The sequence below is a fragment of the Cognataquiflexum nitidum genome (assembly GCF_022538055.1).
Taxonomy (GTDB): Bacteria; Bacteroidota; Bacteroidia; order Cytophagales; family Cyclobacteriaceae; genus Cognataquiflexum; species Cognataquiflexum nitidum.
The window spans coordinates 198,137-219,951 of sequence record NZ_JAKZAM010000002.1 but is presented as its reverse complement, the minus strand read 5'-3'; the positions used below and the strand labels follow the sequence as shown (position 1 = coordinate 219,951).

15 protein-coding genes and 1 other RNA gene are annotated in these 21,815 nt (G+C 39.9%); 9 read left to right on the top strand and 7 right to left on the bottom strand.

Annotated features, from left to right (window positions below; translation table 11 throughout):
* Position 1 precedes the first annotated feature (1 nt).
* The 5 genes from MMU07_RS02135 to MMU07_RS02115 all read left to right on the top strand — a co-directional run bounded on the left by MMU07_RS02135 (position 2) and on the right by MMU07_RS02115 (position 3,517).
* A complete protein-coding gene (locus MMU07_RS02135) occupies positions 2-736 on the top strand; it encodes a sugar isomerase domain-containing protein (RefSeq protein WP_241124179.1) in 735 nt (244 codons plus the stop codon).
* A gap of 128 nt (positions 737-864) precedes the next feature.
* Complete coding sequence (locus MMU07_RS02130) at positions 865-1,050, top strand: AbrB/MazE/SpoVT family DNA-binding domain-containing protein (protein ID WP_241124178.1); 186 nt, start codon at positions 865-867, stop codon at positions 1,048-1,050.
* On the top strand, positions 1,041-1,364 hold the full coding sequence (locus MMU07_RS02125; protein WP_241124177.1) for a type II toxin-antitoxin system PemK/MazF family toxin: 324 nt from the start codon (positions 1,041-1,043) through the stop codon (positions 1,362-1,364). Before MMU07_RS02130 ends, MMU07_RS02125 begins: the two co-directional genes overlap by 10 nt.
* 40 nt (positions 1,365-1,404) lie before the next feature.
* Positions 1,405-2,490: a zinc-binding metallopeptidase family protein gene (locus tag MMU07_RS02120; RefSeq protein WP_241124176.1), complete on the top strand. Its 1,086-nt coding sequence runs from the start codon at positions 1,405-1,407 to the stop codon at positions 2,488-2,490.
* 25 nt (positions 2,491-2,515) lie between these two features.
* Complete coding sequence (locus MMU07_RS02115) at positions 2,516-3,517, top strand: DUF1593 domain-containing protein (RefSeq protein WP_241124175.1); 1,002 nt, start codon at positions 2,516-2,518, stop codon at positions 3,515-3,517.
* 1 nt (position 3,518) lies between these two features.
* Here MMU07_RS02115 and MMU07_RS02110 read toward each other — a convergent pair whose 3' ends face one another.
* From MMU07_RS02110 to MMU07_RS02100, 3 genes are all read right to left on the bottom strand, one after another.
* Complete coding sequence (locus tag MMU07_RS02110; RefSeq protein ID WP_241124174.1) at positions 3,519-4,652, bottom strand: DEAD/DEAH box helicase; 1,134 nt, start codon at positions 4,650-4,652, stop codon at positions 3,519-3,521.
* A 307-nt stretch (positions 4,653-4,959) separates the two neighbouring features.
* Positions 4,960-8,007, bottom strand: a complete 3,048-nt coding sequence (locus MMU07_RS02105) for a PVC-type heme-binding CxxCH protein (protein WP_241124173.1) — start codon at positions 8,005-8,007, stop codon at positions 4,960-4,962.
* A 175-nt stretch (positions 8,008-8,182) separates the two neighbouring features.
* The gene (locus MMU07_RS02100) at positions 8,183-10,753 is read right to left on the bottom strand and encodes a family 20 glycosylhydrolase (RefSeq protein ID WP_241124172.1); all 2,571 of its coding nucleotides are present in this window, start codon (positions 10,751-10,753) and stop codon (positions 8,183-8,185) included.
* A gap of 297 nt (positions 10,754-11,050) precedes the next feature.
* On the opposite strand from MMU07_RS02100, the gene MMU07_RS02095 reads away from it, so the two are divergent.
* The gene (locus tag MMU07_RS02095; RefSeq protein WP_241124171.1) at positions 11,051-12,196 is read left to right on the top strand and encodes an acyltransferase family protein; all 1,146 of its coding nucleotides are present in this window, start codon (positions 11,051-11,053) and stop codon (positions 12,194-12,196) included.
* A gap of 55 nt (positions 12,197-12,251) precedes the next feature.
* On the opposite strand, the gene MMU07_RS02090 is transcribed toward MMU07_RS02095, so the two are convergent.
* Together MMU07_RS02090 and MMU07_RS02085 are read right to left on the bottom strand one after the other, a co-directional pair.
* Entirely contained in the window at positions 12,252-12,821 is a 570-nt protein-coding gene (locus MMU07_RS02090; RefSeq protein WP_241124170.1) for a DUF3109 family protein, read from the bottom strand.
* A 217-nt stretch (positions 12,822-13,038) separates the two neighbouring features.
* Complete coding sequence (locus MMU07_RS02085) at positions 13,039-15,480, bottom strand: TonB-dependent receptor (protein WP_241124169.1); 2,442 nt, start codon at positions 15,478-15,480, stop codon at positions 13,039-13,041.
* A gap of 244 nt (positions 15,481-15,724) precedes the next feature.
* On the opposite strand from MMU07_RS02085, the gene rnpB reads away from it, so the two are divergent.
* Both rnpB and MMU07_RS02075 read left to right on the top strand, forming a co-directional pair.
* Positions 15,725-16,142: RNase P RNA component class A (rnpB, locus tag MMU07_RS02080), an RNA gene on the top strand.
* A gap of 22 nt (positions 16,143-16,164) precedes the next feature.
* Positions 16,165-17,322, top strand: coding sequence for a sigma-54-dependent transcriptional regulator (locus MMU07_RS02075; protein ID WP_241124168.1), 1,158 nt, complete (start codon positions 16,165-16,167; stop codon positions 17,320-17,322).
* A 187-nt stretch (positions 17,323-17,509) separates the two neighbouring features.
* Here MMU07_RS02075 and MMU07_RS02070 read toward each other — a convergent pair whose 3' ends face one another.
* Positions 17,510-18,523: an acyl transferase gene (locus MMU07_RS02070; protein WP_255737163.1), complete on the bottom strand. Its 1,014-nt coding sequence runs from the start codon at positions 18,521-18,523 to the stop codon at positions 17,510-17,512.
* A gap of 53 nt (positions 18,524-18,576) precedes the next feature.
* On the opposite strand from MMU07_RS02070, the gene MMU07_RS02065 reads away from it, so the two are divergent.
* Positions 18,577-19,251, top strand: coding sequence for a hypothetical protein (locus tag MMU07_RS02065; protein WP_241124167.1), 675 nt, complete (start codon positions 18,577-18,579; stop codon positions 19,249-19,251).
* A gap of 72 nt (positions 19,252-19,323) precedes the next feature.
* Here MMU07_RS02065 and MMU07_RS02060 read toward each other — a convergent pair whose 3' ends face one another.
* Positions 19,324-21,741 (bottom strand): alpha-ketoacid dehydrogenase subunit alpha/beta, encoded by a 2,418-nt coding sequence (locus tag MMU07_RS02060; protein ID WP_241124166.1) that lies wholly within the window; start codon positions 21,739-21,741, stop codon positions 19,324-19,326.
* Between the last annotated feature and the right edge of the window lie 74 nt (positions 21,742-21,815).

Genomic DNA, 21,815 nt, shown 5'->3' with positions numbered 1-21,815 from the left:
TATGAAAGCTTATCAGCGGTATTTTGAGCAGGTTCAATCCAAGCTTCAGGTCGTGTTTGGCCAAAAAGAAAAAATCGAACAGGCAGCTGATTGGGTAGCCGATTGCCTGGCAAATGAAGGATTTATCTATACGAGCGGCACAGGACATTCCCATATTTTTGCCGAGGAGATATTCTATCGGGCCGGAGGTTTTGCGCGTGTGGTAGCTATTTTGGATGAAGCTCTGATGCTCCACAAAGATGCTTCCTTCAGTACAGAAGTAGAAAGACAAGAAGGATATGCAGCAACGCTTTTGGAGGAATTTTCCCTTTCGGAAAAAGATGTTTTTATCATTTCCTCAAACTCCGGAAGAAATACGGTCAGTATAGAGATGGCAATGATAGCAAAGGAAAAAGGAGCCAAAGTCATCGTCATAACCAACCTGAAACATACCCAATCAGTCACTTCAAGGCATCCTTCCGGGAAACGGCTTTTTGAAATCGCTGACTTGTATTTTGACAATGGCGGAGAAATCGGTGATGCTTCGGTGGCATTGGAAGGTTTGGACTTTAAGGTAGGGGCCACTTCCACCTCCACAGGTGCGGTGATTTTGCAAAGTATCATGGTTCAGGCTGCTGAAAACCTGATTCAAAGAGGGATCGTCCCGGAAATCTTCAGCAGCTCAAATTCCGATGAGGGGGAAGAACACAATGAACTCCTTATCCGGAAATATAAGGGAAAAATTAAAGGGTTGTGAAACTTGATTGATCTCCATATTTTTTAATAAATTGTAATAACTTTGTAATAACATTTTATAAATCAAATATGAAAGCTTCTATCATCAAAATAGGGAATTCCAAAGGACTTAGGCTTACAAAAACAATTTTGGAGAAATATAATATTGGGGATGAAGTTGAAATAATTTTGGAAAAAGAACAAATTGTCATTAAGCCTTTAGAAGAACCAAGAAAATATTGGGAAAAAGCATTTATTAAGATGCATGAATCCGGGGATGATAATCTTTTAATACCTGATGTTTTTCCGGACGAAAATTTTGAGGAATGGAAATGAATCAATATTCCATCATTTTAGTCAATTTAGATCCAACTGTGGGTTCGGAAATCCAAAAAACTAGACCCTGTGTTGTTATTTCTCCAAATGAAATGAACAGGCATCTTAATACCTTGATCATAGCGCCGATGACAAGCAATACCAATGTGTATCCAACACGTGTTTCTGTTAGCCATAATGGCAAAAAAGGATCAATTGTTGTTGATCAAATTAGGACTATTGACAAATCAAGGGTATTAAAAACCTTAGGTATTTTAACATTCCCAGAGATAAAAGCTTTGAAAATAGTAATCAAAAATACTTTGGTGGATTAGCACCGATGACACTTCAATAAAATCCGGTTCAAATTATTTAATGCTTTCGAGTTTTGCCATGCAAATTTTTCTTTGCGACAACTGCGGACATTCCGTTTATTTTGACAATACAGTTTGTCTGAAATGCCACAACCTTCTAGGATTTGATTCCAAAAATCTCAAGATGGTTTCTCTTCAGTTAAATCCTGATCAAAAATTCACAGAGACAACCACAGGAAAAGGATATCATTTTTGCAAAAACCAAGCCCTTGATGTATGCAATTGGGTAATTTCTGATGAAGTAAGTGAGCAATATTGTATTGCCTGCTCGCTCAATAGGATCATCCCGGACATCACAAAAAAAGAATATTACGACAGGTGGAAAAAAATTGAATCGGCAAAGCACAGGTTGATTTACGCTCTGCTAAGATGGCATTTACCCATCATATCCAAAGCAGTGGATTATGAAAAAGGCCTTGCATTTAACTTTAAATCCGATTCTACAATGACGGACGGATTCAGGGTGATGACAGGACATGTAAATGGACTCATCACCATGAATATAGCTGAAGCGGATGATGTGGAAAGAGAAATGGCTAGAAACAGCATGGATGAAGTGTACAGGACAGTTCTTGGACATTTTAGGCACGAAATCGGCCATTACTATTGGGAAAGGCTGATTTGGGGAACAGATAGGCTAGATGCATTTAGGGCCAATTTTGGAGATGAAACCTACAGCTATCAAGAAGCACTCAACCAATATTACAAACACGGCGCGCCATTGGATTGGAACCAAAACTTCATCAGTGCCTATGCTACCATGCATCCATGGGAAAGTTGGGCGGAAACTTGGGCACATTACATGCATATCGTGGATACTTTGGAAACAGCCTACTTCTACGGCTTGTCTATCAATCCCAAAGTACATGAGAATATTTCTGTTAAATCCGCCCAAATCAATGAAAATGCATATGATTGCAAAAACTTTGATACGATTTTTGACCAATGGCTTCCTCTTTCTTTTATGATGAACAGCATCAACAGAAGCATGGGATTACAGGATTTGTATCCTTTTGTGATCAATTTGAATGTGAAGGAAAAGTTGCGGTTTATCCATAATGTGATTCATGAAGCAAAATTGGATTGACCTTCTCCTTAAAAATTATAAGATCATGAAAGTTTTAAAGTGTAGAAAATCTGGGTTGGTGGCTTGTTTTGGAAGATTTCTACTTCTGGTATTGACTTTTCTTTCAACTGGTTCTTATTGCCAAAATTCACAGGAAAGTAATGGGCAAAAACCTCAGATTATCATCTCCTCTGATATAGGAGGCGACGATCCGGACGATTACCAATCAATGGTCCATCTGCTGGTATATGGGGGGCGATTTGAGTTGTTGGGGCTGATAAGTTCACCACCCGGAAAAGGAAGGCTATCTAACATCTTAGAAGCAATAGAAGCGTATGAGAAAGATTTTCCAAAATTAAAAGCCAAAAATATAGAATTTCCTGATCCCAAATACCTCAGAAGCATTAGCAAACAAGGATCATTGGAAATTCAACATGCTGATGAACCTGATAACCTAAGTGAAGGTTCTCAATGGATTATCCAAAAGGTAAATGAAAGCAAAAGACCGGTTTACGTGTTGGTTTGGGGCTCAATGACGGACGTTGCCCAAGCTGTCCATTCGGATCCTACCATCAAATCAAAGCTGAGGGTTTATTCAATCGGTTCATGGAATACAGCTCAGGATCCAAAATCAAGGGATTACCTTTTCAACAACCATCCTGATCTTTGGTGGATTGAAAACAATACAACCTTTAGGGGCATGTATATGGGTGGAGAACAAAGTGGAAATTTGGGAAACCAAACCTTTGTGGAGACATTTGTAAAGGATCACGGAAATTTGGGAAAGCTCTTTTGGGAGCAGAAAAAGGACATTAAAATGGGTGATACGCCTTCTGTCCTTTATTTTTTAAATGGGGACATTGAAAATCCCGAAGGGGAAAGTTGGGGTGGTTCTTTTATCAAAACTGACCATGGCCCAAATTATTGGACTGACAATCCCGATCCTGATCTGATTGAAAATAACCGCCAAGGCGCCAAAACTGTCAATCGACACCGAAAGGATTTTCTGCAGGATTGGGCCAAAAGGATGAAATGGTTAAAAGACTGAATTAAAAATCCAGATTCTTAGCATCAATCAACTCCACTCTCCTACCCATCTTTTTTTGAATCACCTTGAAGTGATGCTCTTCTTCTTCCGAAATCAGAGAAATGGCTTCGCCTTCTGCGCCTGCACGTCCCGTCCTTCCTATCCTGTGGATATAATCTTTTGGGGATCTTGGCAATTCATAATTCACCACTACAGGCAAAAATTTGATGTCGATGCCTCTCGAAGCCAAATCCGTAGCGACGAGTACGCGGAGTTTCCCATTTTTGAATTTGGTCAAAGCATCTGTCCTTGCGCCTTGGCTTTTATCTCCGTGAAAAGACACAGCCTCAATTCCGTTTTTATTGAGCTTCCCTGCGACATTGTCTGCTGTTCTGATCGAAGATGTAAATACCAAAACCTGATTCCAATTGCCTGATTTGATCAGGTGGCGTAAGAGAGGTCCTTTATATTCCATCGGGACGAGATAGGCGGATTGGGCGATCAGTTCAGGAGCAATTCCCTCGACTTCCACAGAAATCTTCTCAGGATTATGCAAAATCCGGTTAATCAGTTCCTCCACAGTTTCTTCCATGGTAGCTGAAAAAAGTATGTTTTGCCTCTTTTTGGGTAATTTGGAAAGGATCTCGTCCACTTCTTCTTTGAAACCCAGATTCAAAATCTTATCTGCCTCATCCAAAACCAAAACTTTGAGACTGGACAGGGAAATGGAATTTTTATCCACCAAATCCAATAACCTTCCTGGAGTGGCGACGACGACCTCTGTTCCATAGATATTCATCATCTGTGGATTGACAGAAACTCCGCCAAAAACCGCAAGTGTTTTTACTTTTCTTGGTAAAAAATTGCTGAATACTTTGATTACTTCCTCCACTTGGGTGGCCAATTCTCTGGTAGGAACCAAAATTAGGACAGGGATATTCCGTGTTTTGATATATTCGGTCTGCTGTAATTGCTGCAAAATAGGTAGCACATAAGCGGCTGTTTTCCCGGATCCGGTGGGGGCAATCCCAAGAATGTCCTTACCTTTTAAAATAGCAGGAATGGCTTCGATCTGAATCGGATAAGGGCTTTCGTATTTTGCCTTTTTGATGGCATCAAGGATGCTAAGCGAAAGTCCGAGGGAAGAAAAATCCATGGATATGTGTTTTTTAACAAAGGTAGGGTTTAAATGAAATGGAAACAGAAAAAATACAGAATCAGGATTAAGATGATATTTATTGATATTGGATATTTATGGATATTGCTTCAAAAACCACCATTGATCTCAATTCAAAGATAAACGTAGCCAGCACCTAATAAAGAGAAATAGCCATGACTTAAGCATCGTGGCTATTTTGATTTTGGGAATTGAAAATTCTTAGCTTAGATTCTAAAATTTAGGGATGATTTAAATTACCCTCAAAGTTTATTCTTTGGCTTAAGCCATACTTAGCAATCAACTATCACATTTTCTTCAAACTCATCAAGTACTCCACCAAATCCACCAACTCTTGGGTACTCATGGCCTTTTCCAAACCGGATGGCATGATAGAATTTTCCATCTGCTCGATGGAAGCGACATCCGCAGTTTTAAGATTAACCATTGTTCCCCCCGGAATTTTCAAAGCGATGTCCGTCTCAGTTCGGCTGCTGATTACGCCTCCATAGGTACTTCCTTCCTTGGTTTTGAGGATGTAGCCTTCATAGCCAAAACTGATTCCAGCATCCGGGTGGATGATGGCGATATATTGCGCTTCTTTGGATAGCTTACTCCCGATTTCTGAGAGCTTAGGACCAAAGTCCATCCCAATTTCATTGACCTGATGGCATACAGCACAGTTATTTTTGAATACAGTAAGTCCGTTATCAACAACACCTTTCATGGCCATCAATTCATTCATCGGAGGCAAAGGATTAGCAGCATCATTACTTTCCAAATAAGCGGCCGCTTCTGCCCTCACACTTTTTCTCCAAGCCCGGCTGACACCATTTACTGCGGAGGCTTTTAGATTGTCAGGAAATTTACCTTCTTTCAACAAAACCAAAACCCGTTCTTCCCCGGAATAACTTCCACCGATAGCTGCCGCAGCTTCTCTTCTGACGTTTACATTTCTTTTGCTATCAAAAGCCATCTCTTCCAGAATAGCAATTGATTGGTTTGAACCGATACCGCGCAGTGCCAAGATCATATCAAAAACCTGCTTTTCGTCTTTGCTATTCAAAACCTTTTGGACCAAAGGACCTCCTCCCTGATTGAGCAGGGTGGTGGCTGCAGACCTTCCAACATTGTTGTCATAATTGGCGAGTGCCATCTCTAGCAATTGAGGGTTTTTGTCTTTCAGTTCAAATTTTCGTACCAATTCGACAAACTCAATTTTCCCCTCCGACTCTTTCAACACATCGTTCAATGCGGTCTTCGCAGCCGGTGATGTTTTGATATACTTTGGTTCCAAATGTGTAATGACCAATCTGTTTATTTCCTTTTGGTCTTGAGTTGGTTTTTCAAGCATTTCGATCAAAGCCTTTGACTTGGCTTCAGCATCGGGATTGAAATCAAATGCCCGAAAATACCTCAAACGCATGTCCATGGATTCAGCAGGATCGGACGCCAAAGTTGCCAGCATGGGAATTGACTTCCCAGTCCTTGCTCTCCAGACAATGTCCTTGTTTGATTTATTATCTAAAACCTGATCCTGTACTAGATTCTCCCAAGCAGCATAATAAGTATCCCATTGCCCGTCTGCCCCTATTCCCAAGGCCTCCAAATACCACCTGTCCTGTCCATCATGTTGCTTTGCCAATTGAGCCCAAATCTCCGGGGCTTCAGGTGAGGGATGATGCCTCAGCGCAATGGCCACTTCCCTCCTAACCTGTGCATTTGGACTTTTTGCCAATTGCTCGGCAAATGGAATAAAATCCATGTCCAATTGTCGGGCTGCCCTCAAACCTGCTATCTGAATATCTGGATTGGGACCGTTAATTGCTTTTTGAACATAAGTTGGGCCTTTCCCATCCATTTTGGCCAAAACCCAAAAAGCCCTTGCACGCATTCTGGGATTCTCATGTGATTCAAACATTTTATTTAGGCCATCTTCTGCACTTGAACCTTGCTTTTGTAAAGCCTGCCATGCCTGGTAACGCCATGAAAGGTTTGGGTTTTGGAGGGCTTCCAATGCGCCTTCCACGGTGGTGAGGTCATAGGAAGGGACTTCATAATCGCTATCTGGAGGAGCCAACCTAAAAATCCTACCACGGTTCAAATCTCCAACTTGATGCCCGCCAACTCCAGGGTCATACCAATCTGAAACAAACAAAGAACCATCTGGAGCAATGCAAACATCTGAGGGTCTGAACCATTGATTTTTATCCCCGTGCATGATATTGACCATTTCGGCTGAATATCCTGCTCCGACATTTTTCACAGGATATGCCCGGACAACATTAGGGCCTGCATCCGAATGGATCATCTGATCCCAAAAAACTTCCGGTAGTAACCTCCCCTCGTAAATCAAAATACCGGTAGGTGAACCCGCACCCGTCTGCAACAGATTTGGTACAACACCGGGGTCATTGAGGTGCCAATGCTGAAGTGGGATTTCCTTTTCTTTATTGGTTCTGTTGGCTGACCAACTTGCACGGGTCATCTCATCTTTGTAACCATAATTCCCATATTCCATCACAAAATTAACCCGAACCCCTTGGTTGCCATCATCGTCATTGTCCGATTGCCACATGGTACCGTAGGAATCCACAGCTACTTCATAATTGTTTCTGAAGTTTTGGCCAAGGACTTCAATACCTGTAAAATCAGTATTGCTTCTAAAAACCAGGCCTTCCTGATAGGTCTTGGTATTGATTTCCTTCCCGGATTTATCTACGATGACATTTCCGTCTTTATCCAACAACTGTGCTCCGGAGTTTCCAAAGTTGAAATAAAACTTCCCATCAGGTCCAAAAACAAAAGCATGCATCCCGTGGTCATGCTGATCTCCGGAAATTCCCTGAAAAATAATTTCTTTGGTATCAGCCTTATCATCTCCATCTGTATCTGTAAACATCCATACATAGGGACTTTGAGAAACAATGGCTTTGTTTCCCATTACCCAAATGCCTAAAGGCGCATTGATCTCAGGTCCTTGGTAGAAGACAGTGCTTTTGTCTTGGATTCCATCTCCATCAGTGTCTTCCAATATCACGATGCGGTCTCCCTCCTGACGGGGATCGTTGCCTGTGATGGCAGGTCGATAATTGTAGGCCTCACATACCCACACTCTCCCCCGATGATCTATGTCAATGTTTGTAGGATTGGTTATGGTAGGTTCCGATGCAAAAAGTTTGGCCTCAATCCCTTCCGCAAAAGTAATCCCTGAAAGCGCATTCTCGGGAAGGTGTCTTTCCTCCTCAGTCAATAAATCAAAATCTTTAATTTCAGGTTTTGAGTCACAGGAATGCAAAAAACCTATTCCAAATAGAAACAAGAAGCTTTTGGTCAATAAGTAATTAATTTTCATGGGGAAATTTTGGGCTAAGTCGGTTGTCTATTGGTGATTTTTCCAATTCTAAATATAAATCGTGATTGTCAGAATCAAATCCCATCTGTGTAAGATATTGAGATTCAGACTTGATTTTGAAGTCAATATCTAACCATCGCGAAAATCCGCAAGACAGAATTATTAATTGTAAACACTACTTGATTCCAGAAATACCTCCGCTTTTTCCTTGTGGGGAAAAAACCTGCAGCTTGACATTCCCCTTAAATGGAATCGGCTCTGAATAAATTTCCGATTGGATAGTCGGTTCACTGCCATTTACTGTATACCTGATTGTGAGGCCGGGTGTATCCACATTGGCAAAGATCTTTCCTTCCTTGACCGTTGCTCCGGCTTTTGGCAAACGCACATTAAAACCGCCAAAAAGGTATTCCAACCTTGGGATTTCTTTTTGGCCTAGAGCATTGGCAAACTTGTTCCATTCTTTTTCCATCTCAATTTTCCTTTTTTCAGGGTCGGCAATTGCTGTCCATTCAGGATCCTGCGACCATGCCCTTTCTACATATCCCAACATTTTTGGTAAAAGGTAATATTCCATCATTTCTTGACCTTTGATGGTTTCGGTCCACAACTGACCGGAAACGCCCTTGATGTTTTTCGTTCCTTCCGCAGTCATTTTAGCCTTCCCCTTAGCTAGACTTTCGGCATCAATAGGATTGCCATACATGTCGGTTTCATTTGAAATAAAATTGTTCAAAGGCACAGTTCTCCAAGCTGTCTTTGTATCCACAAATCCAGACCATTGATGCCCGGGTTCATCCGGATCCACATTGTAAGCAAGATCAAAATAGAAATTCGACGAATTGCAGATGATGACCTCATAGCCTGCATTGGCCAATTGGTAAGCCATATCTTCTCCACCCCATCCTGCTACTGCATTCCATGCATAGGCCCTGAATCCTTTATTTGCAAAGACAGGATTGGGTCGGATGACTTCCTTTCCGTTTTCATGGATATCTATTTGACCGATTTCTTCCCAACCGGCAGTCTGGATTCCTCTTTCTTCAAACATTTTGCTGACTCGGGTATAAAAGTAATTTTGAAGGTCATTTCTCGTATTTACCCCTTCTGTTTCAGCAATGAATTTTTCGCAAACCGGTGAATTGGTCCATGCTCCTTTGGGCACTTCATCCCCTCCGGTATGGAATGTGCTGATCCAAACATCTGCTTCCTCATACATAGCCAGAATTTCATCCACCACTTTCTCATAAAATGTAAATGCGGATTCTTGGCAGATACAGATAGTATTGCCTCTGAAATTTTGGGCAGAAAGGTATTCAGATTGATCCTCAAAATCTTCCAAAAGATATTCTAAAGCCCCCTCTTTATCACCGGATTTCATCTTGTCATGGTATCTTTTTCTCATGGCAATAATTGCAGCACGGGAATGGCCAGGAGCCCCGATTTCGGGAATGACTTCAATATGGCGTTCTTTTGCATACCTCAAAATTTCCTTAAAATCCTCTGTTGAATAAAATCCGGTCCCGTTTGGTGATTTATCCTTGTCAGGACCAGATGCATAATATGGCCAAAGGAATTGAGATTCATCTTTGGAATGGCCCCGCTTGCTGCCAACCTCGGTCAACTCCGGCAAACCGGGAATTTCAATTCTCCAACCTTCATCATTGGCCAGATTGAAATGAAACACATTCAATTTGTAAAAAGCCATGAGGTCAAGTATTTTGAGGATGGCTTTTTTGGATTGGAAATTACGTGCAACATCAAGGAAAAAACTACGGTATTCAAACCGCGGTTCGTCTTCAATTGATATCTTGGGCAACTCTAATTTATCCGTAGGAGAGGTAAAAGAAGACAAGGGTAGCATAGCCAACAAAGATTGGATTCCATAAAAAGCTCCTTTTGGATTACCGGATCTGATTTCTATTTTTTCACCAATATTCAAGGCATAAGCTTCAGAAGAAACTTTGGATGGATCTTTCAGGATTAAAAAAGACGCATCTTTTGAGGATGATATTTCAATCTTTCCTTTAAAATTGGTTGAAAGTCTTTCTTTTAGAAATTTTGCTTCCATTTCAAAACCGGCATCTGCATAAATGGAGATTGTCTCGGACAAAACAACCTCACCTACTCCCCAATTGTATGATTTAGGAGTGGGAATAATGGGACTGAAGTCTTTTTGGGATAGTAGGCTTAGGTTTTGGTTTTTTTCAAATAGATAAGCAGGATCAGGAATCGGAAAATTGCTTCCTGCAACAGCGGTCAATTGGTCCTGAATTTCGATTCTTGAAGCTTTAAAATCCTCTATTGGATGGCCTTCTTCACTATCGCCAAAAACTATATAAAGTCCTGAAGGCGTGTGGCTGTTTTTCAACAAAAAATTATCAGAAGAATAGGAAAATGAATGAGTCTCCCCTTTCTCCAAAACAGGAAAGCCATCTTTCGGTTTGATCCTGAAAAAATCGCCTGAAAGGTGTTCTATTGAAACCAAAGAATCCAAAACCTGAGGATTTACTGATAGAAAAATGGTATTGAAATAAATTTCCCAACCTGGTTTCAAAGCTGGATTGCCGTTATTTGTAAGGGTGAATTTTGCCTGATGAAATTGATTCGGGGAAATTTTATTTTGCTCAAGCTCCCAACTTATGCTGATTTGATCATTATTGATATTTTTACTTTTAGGCTGACAAGAATTGACAGTAAGAAGTGCAAACAGCACCATCGCAATTTTTTGGATGATTTGGTTCATTGGTAGTTAGGTATATTTGACTTGATAAATCCTGCCGGAAAGAAATCATTGAAATTCCACTTTCAATTTATCAAAAAAGACATTAATCTAAAAACATACTAGAAATCACCAATAACTTGCTTTGCACCTAATTCTTGGATGCTTCCAATAAATGAACCCCTTAAATGGCTGAAATTTTACTAAACCAAATAAATCTGCAAATTTTGAGTTTATTTTTTTCTTTTCGCCGTATCGCTTTTTGAAAAATTTGAATTATGTTTATTTTGATTGAAGAATAAATCCCAAAACCCATTATCTATGACTGCATCACCGATTGGAATTCCGATTCAGGAACGCTATTTAGCTTTAGATGTCCTACGTGGACTCACCATCGCTTTGATGGTTGTGGTCAATACTCCAGGAAGTTGGAGCCATCTTTATGCACCTTTTGCCCATGCTGAATGGCATGGATTCACTATTACTGACCTTGTGTTTCCGACTTTCCTATTTGTGGTAGGCAATGCCATGAGCTTCAGTATGAAGACAATGGAAAAAATGGACCAGGGAGTTTTTTTGAAGAAGGTTTTCAAAAGGTCAGCCTTGATTTTTCTGATTGGATGGGGATTGAATGCTTTTCCTTTTTTCGATTACAATGAATCCGGAGAAATTGTAATGATCAATTGGGCAGAGGTAAGGCTTCTCGGTGTTCTTCAAAGAATAGCCCTTTGTTATCTTTTTGCCTCTTTGATATTATATTATCTTGGAAAAAAAGGAGCTATCATTTATTGTGTCATCGTCTTATTTGGATATTGGGCAGCCCTTTATTTCTTTGGAGATCCTTCAGACCCTTACTCCATGTTGGGCAATGCGGGTTCCCAACTCGACCTTTTGCTCATCGGGGAACGGAATCTATATATGGGAGAAGGAGTTCCCTTCGAACCTGAAGGATTGTTGAGTACTTTTCCCTCTGTAGTCAATGTAATTGCGGGTTATTTTGCAGGAAAATTGATCCAACAATTTGGAAATAACATCAAAACTGTAAAATCCTTGTTTTTGGGAGGGGTGATTTTGATAGTTGTTTGCCTGATTTGGGATTTGGCTTTTCCTATCAATAAAAAACTATGGACAAGTCCCTACGTACTTTTGACTGTAGGACTTGATTTATTCCTTATCGGGTTTTTGATTTGGGTGATTGAGGTTTGGAAAAAAAGAAACTGGACATATCCTTTTGAGGTTTTTGGCAGAAACCCATTGATCCTTTACGTCCTTTCCGGTGTCGTGATTACCATATTTTACTCCATTAAAATAGGAGAAAAAAGCCTAAAAGGTATCGTCTATGAAGCGGCATATACAAGTTGGCTTTCTGATAAAACTGCTTCTCTCCTATTTGCCATCTCATACATGATATTGATTTGGTTAATCGGATATTGGATGGACAGGAAAAAAATCTATATCAAGGTCTGAGAAAGGAATTGGAAGGTTACAATGTTCACAAGTCATAAGGCTATTGGACCTCTAATCAAACATTACCTTCTATTTCTGCGACCAGTTCAGCATACCATTCAGTTCCAAATTTCCTTATCAGGGCATCTTTCAGAAATTTGTAAACCGGCACTCCCAAACTGCTACCCAAGGTACATGCTGCGCTGCATATATCCCATCTGTCATAATTTAGGGCTTCAAATTCGTCATATTTCTTGATCCGGATAGGATAAAGATGGCAACTGATCGGCTTTTTGAAATTGGTTTTCCCATCCAAATAAGCCTGTTCAATCCCACATTTCAAAATCCCCCTGTCATCATAAAGGGCGTAGGCGCATTCTCTGTTTTCGCCAATGGTCGGGGTACCTTTGTCTCCGTCTTTGTCAATGACCCAAGTACCTTGGGATTCAATGGCTTTTCGACCTTCTGCTGTGATATAATTTTTGACAATGGGATAAATTTCTTCCAAAATACCTGTTTCCTCGTCCTCCAATGGAGCTCCTGCATCACCTTCCACACAACATGCACCCTTACATTTTTCCAAATCACAGACAAAAAACTGTTCCTTGATATCATCGCTGATCACGGCATTCCCTACTAATATCATTTTCAATCTATTTTGCTTACAAAGAAACAAAGAAGGATTTTCAAAGACTTAAAAAATCGAAATTTTATTGTCCTAATTTAAATCGGGGTACAGTTAAAAAAAGAACCGTTCCATTTTCATGGAACGGCTCAACCCAGCACTATGAAGAAAAGCTATTAAAGCCTTTTTATCCAAACACTGCTCAACCTATATTGTTTTATTATTTATTTAATTTCTTTTAAAATCTGAATTCAAATCCTGCGGTGATCATTCTTGGAAGTCCCAACCTAATCCCCTGAGGCCTACGGGACACCATAAAACGCTCATCAGTCAGGTTTTTTACTGTTAAGTTAAATGTAGAATTCCATTTAGAAACATGGTAATTCACCATTGTATCTACTACAAAGTAAGCAGCTATCTGCCCTGTTTCTCCATTCGGATTTGGAACCAAAGAATTTATTTCATCTGTAAATTGACTTGAAACATAATTTCCTAATAACCTTGCTCCAAAACCAGATTGGGACTCAAATGTGATGGCAGAATTGAAGAAAAATCCCGGAGAATAAGGAGTTCTGTTTCCTGAAATGTTAACATCCCCTAAAAACCTATCCCTAGAAAATTCAGCATTAATAAATGCGGTATTTATATCGTATACTATTTTATTTCTTTCCAATCCGAAAAACTTGCTTATTTCTACCACTACAGCAGCTTCTACTCCGCTGTGTGTGGTAGCACCACCATTTACTAGCCCTGAACCTTGTCCCCCTGAGGATTCAGAAACAGGAATAATCTGATTGGAGAAATTCATCACAAACCCTGTGACTTCCAGGAATATCCAGTTTTTGATATCAGTCCTGAATCCCAATTCATAATTCCAGCTTTTTTCAGCTTCTAATTCATACGGTTCCCCAAGGTTAGAAATTGCATCTTTCACCCTGGGTGGTGCAAAACCTCTGTGAGCTCCACCGAACAGGCTAAAAAGCTGAGTCGGCTTGTAGTTGAATCCAATACCTGGAATTAATTCAGTAATTGCATTATTGGCCACCAACAAAGTATCTCTGATACCTACTCCGGGAAAACTTCGCCTGTTTATCTGCCTATCATAATCAAAGTTTTCCAACCTGACACCTGCGCTCAGCAAAAAGCGCTCACTAAGATTTAATTTGTTTTGTGCATAGGCACTGAAAGCATGGCCTGATCTAATTTCATCTTCCACCAAATTCCCACTCGAAACCCCTGCTTTTGTGCCATTTACTCGTTGCTCGTATGCTTTTTCATATAGATACCTAGTCCCGATGATCAGTTCGTTGTTTTTAGAAAAGAGGTTATGGTCGATTTCCAAACGGGGTTCGATTCCTGCAACTTCAAATTGACGGTCTCTATTTCCTGTAGAATTTCTCATAAAAACTGCCCCATTGGGAATATTGGTATCACCCCAAGTTACACCCGTCCAATTGGAAGGAGGTGTATTGGAACTTGAGTTTCTAGAAAAATCCTGTCTGTTCCAATTTCTTGTAGTCGTATAGCCATAGGCGATAGTATTCAGTCTGACTTTTGATGAGAATTGGTATTTATGGGAAAAACTCAACGAATACCTCCTCACGTCCAAACGGTCATCCGGAGCCATTCTAGTAAAATCTTGTCCGCCTGCATCAAACATAGTCTGCGTCAATCCAATGTAGGTTGCATCTGACACCTCATCATATACACCTATCTTCACACCAAGACTGGACTTGGAATTGATATCGAATAGCAATTTGGTGTTGAAATCAGTAATGTCAAAACCCACATATCCTATTTGATCAGCACGTTTTTTGAGCAGATTGACAGTTATACCTGTGTTACCAAAAGTATTTCCGTATGAAACCATTCCTGAAAAAAATCCCCCATCCCCTGCTTGGACTTTTACAGTACCCTGTTCTTCTTGGGGGGGATTAGCAGTAATATAATTGACCACACCACCGATAGTTTGGGGGCCATATAAAATTTGACCAGAACCTTTCAATATCTCCACACCGGACATGCGGTCTATCGCAGGAGTGTAATACATTTCAGGTTCTCCATAAGGTGCAAGAGAGATCGGAACGCCATCTTCCATCATCAATACAGATCGGCTTCTGTCGGGATCCAAGCCCCTAATTCCGATATTGACCCTCATCCCAACACCCTCTTCATCCACAACATGTACACCGGGTGATCTTCTGATGGCTTCATTACCACTTATTGGACTAAGGTTTCTTATTTCTTTTTGATCAATGTAGGAAACAGAACCGGGTACTTTGCTGAAGATCCGATCTTTATCTGCTATCACTGTAAACTGTGGCATTTCCACTCCTGTTTCTTCAAAAGCAAGCTCCAATTGAGTTACCTGCTCCTTAACTATTTTAATAGGTTTTTCGAAAGACTTATACCCTATAGCCGAAATCTTAATTGTGTAAACGCCTTCCGGCAAATCATAAATCTGAAAAGTTCCGTCAAGATTAGTATAGGTTCCCTTAACAGTTCCCAAAATCAAAATATTTGCATATGGAATAGCCTCCCCATCGACAGAACTTACCTTACCTGAAACTACCATAGTCTTTCCTGTGTTGGTTTCTACTCCGGGATAAGTTTTAAATTTAACCCCAAAAAAGATAAAGAAGAGTAAAAGGAATTGAAAACTAAGAACACTTAATCTCATAAGATTTTTTTATAATAACTATTTAGATTTATTATAATTTAATGCTGCAAAAGTATCTTCTATTTAAACTTAATCCAAATAAGACTAGATGTGATCTTAATATTTTTTAAACATCATTATTGGTATTCAATAGCTTTTATCTATGTTTTTTTAGATAGCCGAAATCCAAAGTTCCAAAAACTTTAAAACTTAATGGGTACCAATCTTCGTTGGATAACATTGGAGAAATTAACTTAATTTGCGAAGTGCAAGCCGACTTGCCGCTGGTCTGAAGGTAATTCTTCAGATAAGAGGAAAGTCCGGGCAACGCAGAGCACCATACTTCCTAACAGGAAGGTGTCCAGCCGGAGACAGCTTGACAACAGATAGTGCCACAGAAAATATACCGCCTTCATACCGATATTATCGGCATAAGGGTAAGGGTGAAAAGGTGGAGTAAGAGACCACCGCTTTCTCAGTGATGAGAAAGGCATGGCAAACCTTATGGGTTGAAAGATCAAATAGGTCCCGCGATGAAACTCGTTTTCATAAAAGGTTGCTCGTCTTTATGCGGGATGGGTAGATCGATTGAGCCTGACTGCAAAGTCCGGTCTAGATAGATGGCAAGAGATTCATCCATTAAGGATGTTGAACAGAACCCGGCTTATAGGCTTGCACTTTTTTTTAAACCTTTAAAAATCAATTATGTCCAAAATCCTAATCATCGATGATGAAAGAATCATCAGATCCACTTTAAGAGAAATTCTTGAATATGAAAAATATGAAATTTCTGAGGCCCAGGATGGCGAGCAAGGTCTGAAAATGATGCAGGAAGAAGACTATGACCTTGTTCTTTGCGATATCAAAATGCCAAAAATTGATGGGATAGAGGTACTTGAAAAGGCTGCCGAACTCGACAGGTCCCCACAGTTTATTATGATATCAGCTCATGGGTCAATAGAAACCGCTGTAGAGGCAACGAAAAAAGGAGCTTTCGATTTTATCCCAAAACCTCCTGACCTTAACCGGCTGTTATTGACAGTTCGAAACGCTTTGGATAAGAAAAACCTTGTATCTGAAACCAAAGTTTTGAAGAAAAAACTTTCTCAAAAACTTGATATGGTTGGTTCCTCCCCGGCGATCATGCATGTAAAAGACACTATAGAAAAAGTCGCCCCGACAGATGCTAGAGTATTGATCACCGGCCCTAATGGAACAGGAAAAGAGCTGGTGGCCCATTGGCTTCACCAAAAAAGCAATAGGTCAAACGCCCCCTTTGTGGCGGTAAATTGTGCAGCTATACCTTCTGAATTAATTGAAAGTGAACTTTTTGGGCATGAAAAAGGATCCTTTACCTCGGCAGTTAAGCAAAGAATAGGGAAATTTGAACAGGCTGATGGTGGAACCCTTTTTCTAGACGAAATTGGAGACATGAGTCTTTCAGCCCAGTCAAAAGTATTGAGGGCATTACAAGACCACAAGATCACCCGCGTGGGTGGGGATAAAGATATTAAAGTGGATGTCAGGGTTCTTGCCGCAACCAATAAAGACCTTAAAAAAGCCATCGAAGAAGGCAATTTTAGAGAGGACCTATATCATAGGCTAAGCGTAATCCTGATTCAGGTACCGGCATTAAAAGATCGGAAAGATGACATTCCACTTTTGGTGGAAAAATTCCTAGAAGATGTAGCTACTGAGTATGGAACCGCCAAAAAGGAAATTTCAAAAGAGGCTCTTTCCAAACTTCAGGAATTCCCTTGGACAGGAAACATCCGCGAACTTAGAAACGTGGTTGAAAGATTGATAATCCTGGGTGAAAAAACAATCAGTCTGAATGACATAAAGAAATATGCTGACTATTAAGGGTCAGCATATTTATTATCCTTTAATTTCTTTGCTATCCAAAGCTTTGGCGTAAGCAGGGCATGGTTTGCTTGAAGCACAAGAACCTAGGGCCAAAAGACCTACCGCCATTACAATAATTGCTACTTTTCTCATAAATGTTAGAGTTTTAAATTCAAATATGTTTAATTAAAAAAGGAATACAAAATTAATTGAGCATTAAATTACAGCCACGGACTTCGCTGTTATCAAATCTACCCAAAACACTTATCTTACTCTCCCCTAATTTCCTTCCCAAATCCTGAGTTTCAATAAAAGCACAGGAGTGAAAATTAGCCAAGTCAATAATATTAATGCCACCTTGGGAACGTTCAGACCAAGATAAAGGATCATTGACATCTCTAAGATAAACGCGCATACTTAAAGGTAAATTGTATATCCCATCACCTTTGGAATATGCCTGAGACATGAGTTCTGTCATACCATATTCTGAATGGATATGGTCTACAAAAAACCCAGCTTTGAGTATTTGATGCAACTCTTCTCTAACCATTTCCTTTCTTCGTCCTTTCATCCCTCCTGTCTCCATCACGATCAGATTATCGTTTTTTGGAATTTCTCCGGCACCTTCAAGAAAGTCCAGTAAGGCGAATGTAACTCCCAACAACAATACTTTCTCATTTGAAAAAGCAAGCTCTTTAAGTTTTTGTAAAAGTTCCTCATGATTATAGAGATAAAATCCTGAATGAATTGATCCTGATTGGGAGATGAAATAGTCTGCCATACTTACCAAAGAACTACCCTCCCTTTCGAGGTAAGAAGGCAACAATGCTAAAACATGCCAATCCGCGATATTCCCGTATTCGCTTTCAAACAGATGAAAAGAATGCCTCAAATAGAATTCCTGAGACCAATAATAATGTTTGCTTGTAATACTTCCTGTGGTGCCGCTGCTTGTAAAAAAACCTTCAAAATGAGCCAGCGGACCGGATACAATCTGGTGGTTTTTAAAAAAACCTATTGGCAGGAAGGGAATGTCAATAAGTTCTTTTACATCTCTATTGTATAAACCTCTGGCCTTGACATAATTTCGGTAGACAGCATTGTTTTCCAATTGAAATTTGTACAGGTCCAAAGCCAAATCTTCAAAATCATCCAAATTGGAAGCCAAAATTTTCTCGGCAAAACATTTAAAATAATTGATCGTTTTATTATTTGTCATTCAAAAGTAAAGATGTTTTGACCTCGTAGAATTTCTCGTAAATTTACATCAGCATGAGCAATGTAAAAAACTATCTGATTTTATTATCCATCCTTTTAGCCGTCGGGGGTTGTATATCACCCCCGGACAATTTTCCTTCTACACCGGAAATTTCATTCAAAGATTTGTATTTTTCAACAACTGATGGCGCCGATTCCCTTATTTTGTCTATAAATTTTAAAGATGCAGAAGGTGATCTTGGACTTAATCCAAGTGATATAAATCCTCCCTTTAACCCTGTAACATTTAAAAGGGATAATTCAGGAAACCTAATTGTTTATCGTGTAAGGCCTCCGGAAGCCCCATCTTTTAATCCCATTGATTGGGTTATCAATCCAATTGTAAATAATGCCCCGGTTCGGGATACTGTGTGGGTTGAGCAAAATGAAGACCACAACAATATCTTTGTAAAGTTCTTTATCAAGAGGAATGGTGTTTTTACAGAATTCAGATGGGAAGCGCCACCTTTCTTTACTACTTTCAATGGTAGATTCCCAAGGATAATCAACGGAACAGAAGCCCTACCTGTCGAAGGAAGTATTCAATATTCTATGCTTTCATTTGGCTGGAATTCAATTTTCAGGAATGACACTTTAAGGATTGACGTAGAAATCCAAGATAGGGCATTGAACAGAAGTAATGTTGTTTCCAGTCCTGAAGTAACACTCAACCAAATCAGAAGAAATTAATTGAAAAAATTATATATCAAAAAAGGCCTTCAAATTGATTTGAAGGCCTTTTTTGTTTACCGTTTCAGAAGATCAATAGATTTTTGGAAACCGAATCGGATCAGTATCATGCATCATTCCGTAAACTTTCTCTACTACATCATCTACTGATGGTTTTGAAAAATAATCCCCATCAGAAGAATAGGCCGGTCTATGTGCTTTACCTGCTAATGTTGCAGGTTCAACATCAAGGTAATAATATCCTTTTTGCTCTTCAACAACTTGCTGCATCATATATGCAGTGGCTCCACCCGGTACATCTTCATCTGCAAAGAGGATTTTATTGGTTTTCTTTAAGGATTCCACAATTCGATGGTTGACATCAAAAGGCAACAATGTCTGTACATCTATTATCTCAATGTCAATACCCATTTGAATGAGGTCTTCTGCTGCATCTGATATTATTCTACACATTGAACCGTAAGTGACGACAGTTATGTCTTTTCCTTCTCTGATAACTTCGGGCTGGCCTAAAGGAACTCTGAACTCACTGATATTTGATGGCATTTTTTCCTTCAACCTATATCCATTAAGGCATTCAATAACCAAAGCCGGTTCATCAGCTACCATCAATGTATTGTACATTCCCGCGGCCTGTGTCATATTCCTTGGTACGCAGATCAACATTCCCCTTAAAGAATGTAGAAGCATTCCGATTGGAGAGCCTGCATGCCAAACACCTTCTAACCTATGTCCTCTAGTCCTAACTATTAATGGTGCTTTCTGTCCTCCTTTTGTCCTGTATTGAAGGCAGGCCAAGTCATCTGCCAAGGTCATCAGTGCATAATGTATATAATCCAAATATTGAATCTCCGCCATAGGTCTCAGCCCCCTCAAAGCAGCACCTATACCTTGACCAATAATTGTACATTCCCTGATTCCGGTATCCGTAACCCTGTGTTCTCCATATTTTGACTGGAGACCTGCAAATGCCTGATTGACATCCCCTATTTTACCGACATCTTCACCAAACGCAAAAAATCTTGGCTCATTTTTGAGTAAATGGTCAAAACATGCCTGCAAAATCTCTCTTCCATCGACCATATTTGCATCATCGGGATACTCAGCATTGATAGGTTGGATGTTTTCTACTTTCCAGGGAGAATGGCTGTACAAATAAGAATTATACCTGTCTTCATTTAACTTTTGCTGATCGGAATACCAAGAAATCAAGGCATTTCTTGCCTCTGAATTTTCAGTTTTAGTGGCCCAAAGTGCCCTTCTGACTGTACTGATTACATCTTTTCGGATGGGATTCAAAGCTTTGCTTAATTCCTCACTTAATTGTTCAAGCAATACTGATTGAACAGACGATTTGGTCAATTCTTGGAGAAGCGTCGAGGCCTCTTGTAATTCAGACTTTATTTCACCTGAAAATGCTTTCCAAGCAGCTTCTTTTTGGGTTTTTACATAAGATTTGGCTTCCTGTTCAATATCATTAAGTTCTTCTTCAGTTATTCTCCCATTAGTCAACAGATATTCTCTAAACTTAAGAATACAATCATTTTCTTTTTCCCAATCAAGACGCTCTTTTGATTTGTACCTTTCGTGTGAACCTGAAGTAGAGTGACCCTGAGGCTGTGTCATCTCAATCACATGAATAATCACAGGGACATGCTCCTCTCTGGCAATTCGGGATGCGTTTTCATAAGCCCTGTCTAAGGCTTCATAATCCCATCCTTTTACTACAAATATCTCAAATCCTTTTTGGTCGTCATTTCTCTGAAACCCCCTCAATACTTCAGAAATACTTCCTTTTGTTGTATGAAATTCATTTGGAACGGAAATACCATATCCATCATCCCAGATTGAAATGACCATAGGCACCTGAAGAACTCCTGCAGCATTGACTGTTTCGAAAAACATCCCCTCTGATGTGGATGCGTTGCCTATAGTACCCCAAGCAACTTCATTTCCATTATTACTAAACTGTTGCAAATCATTCAGAACCTCACTTTCTCTAAATAACTTGGAGGCATATGCTAATCCAAGCAGCTTAGGCATTTGACCTGCTGTAGGTGAAATGTCCGCGGATGAATTTTTCATTGAGGTAAGGTCCTTCCAAGATCCATCCGGATGAAGGAACCTAGTGGCAAAATGTCCATTCATAAGTCTTCCTGCAGAAGCCGGTTCAAGATCTACGTCGGTATGAGCATATAACTGGGCAAAATACTCTCTGACAGTAGATTCACCAACCGCAAACATGAAGGTCTGATCTCTATAATAACCCGAGCGAAAATCCCCATTACGAAAATGTCTTGCCATGGCAATCTGGGCAAGTTCTTTTCCATCACCAAAAATCCCAAATTTAGCTTTTCCCATAAACACCTCTTTTCTGCCCATAAGAGACGCTTGACGGCTTTCTTGAGCAATTCGGTATTCTTTAAGCAAGGACTCTTTGTCAAACACTGTGGTGCTTTTCTGTTTGGAATATGTTACCACTTCATTCATTTTTAATAATCTAAAAGCTAGTCGGGTTTATTTCTAATCTAATGCAAGTATTCCAAAAATAAAGAAATTTGACA

Bases quoted from the DNA above. Each gene is read 5' to 3' on its own strand.
- MMU07_RS02075 (WP_241124168.1), top strand. From the start codon at position 16,165: ATGTCCAAAATCCTAATCATCGATGATGAAAGAATCATCAGATCCACT.
- MMU07_RS02105 (WP_241124173.1), bottom strand. From the start codon at position 8,007: ATGAAAATTAATTACTTATTGACCAAAAGCTTCTTGTTTCTATTTGGA.
- MMU07_RS02070 (WP_255737163.1), bottom strand. From the start codon at position 18,523: ATGACAAATAATAAAACGATCAATTATTTTAAATGTTTTGCCGAGAAA.
- MMU07_RS02120 (WP_241124176.1), top strand. From the start codon at position 1,405: ATGCTTTCGAGTTTTGCCATGCAAATTTTTCTTTGCGACAACTGCGGA.
- MMU07_RS02110 (WP_241124174.1), bottom strand. From the start codon at position 4,652: ATGGATTTTTCTTCCCTCGGACTTTCGCTTAGCATCCTTGATGCCATC.
- MMU07_RS02125 (WP_241124177.1), top strand. From the start codon at position 1,041: ATGGAAATGAATCAATATTCCATCATTTTAGTCAATTTAGATCCAACT.
- MMU07_RS02065 (WP_241124167.1), top strand. From the start codon at position 18,577: ATGAGCAATGTAAAAAACTATCTGATTTTATTATCCATCCTTTTAGCC.
- MMU07_RS02090 (WP_241124170.1), bottom strand. From the start codon at position 12,821: ATGATATTAGTAGGGAATGCCGTGATCAGCGATGATATCAAGGAACAG.
- MMU07_RS02085 (WP_241124169.1), bottom strand. From the start codon at position 15,480: ATGAGATTAAGTGTTCTTAGTTTTCAATTCCTTTTACTCTTCTTTATC.
- MMU07_RS02095 (WP_241124171.1), top strand. From the start codon at position 11,051: ATGACTGCATCACCGATTGGAATTCCGATTCAGGAACGCTATTTAGCT.
- MMU07_RS02060 (WP_241124166.1), bottom strand. From the start codon at position 21,741: ATGAATGAAGTGGTAACATATTCCAAACAGAAAAGCACCACAGTGTTT.
- MMU07_RS02115 (WP_241124175.1), top strand. From the start codon at position 2,516: ATGAAAGTTTTAAAGTGTAGAAAATCTGGGTTGGTGGCTTGTTTTGGA.
- MMU07_RS02100 (WP_241124172.1), bottom strand. From the start codon at position 10,753: ATGAACCAAATCATCCAAAAAATTGCGATGGTGCTGTTTGCACTTCTT.
- MMU07_RS02135 (WP_241124179.1), top strand. From the start codon at position 2: ATGAAAGCTTATCAGCGGTATTTTGAGCAGGTTCAATCCAAGCTTCAG.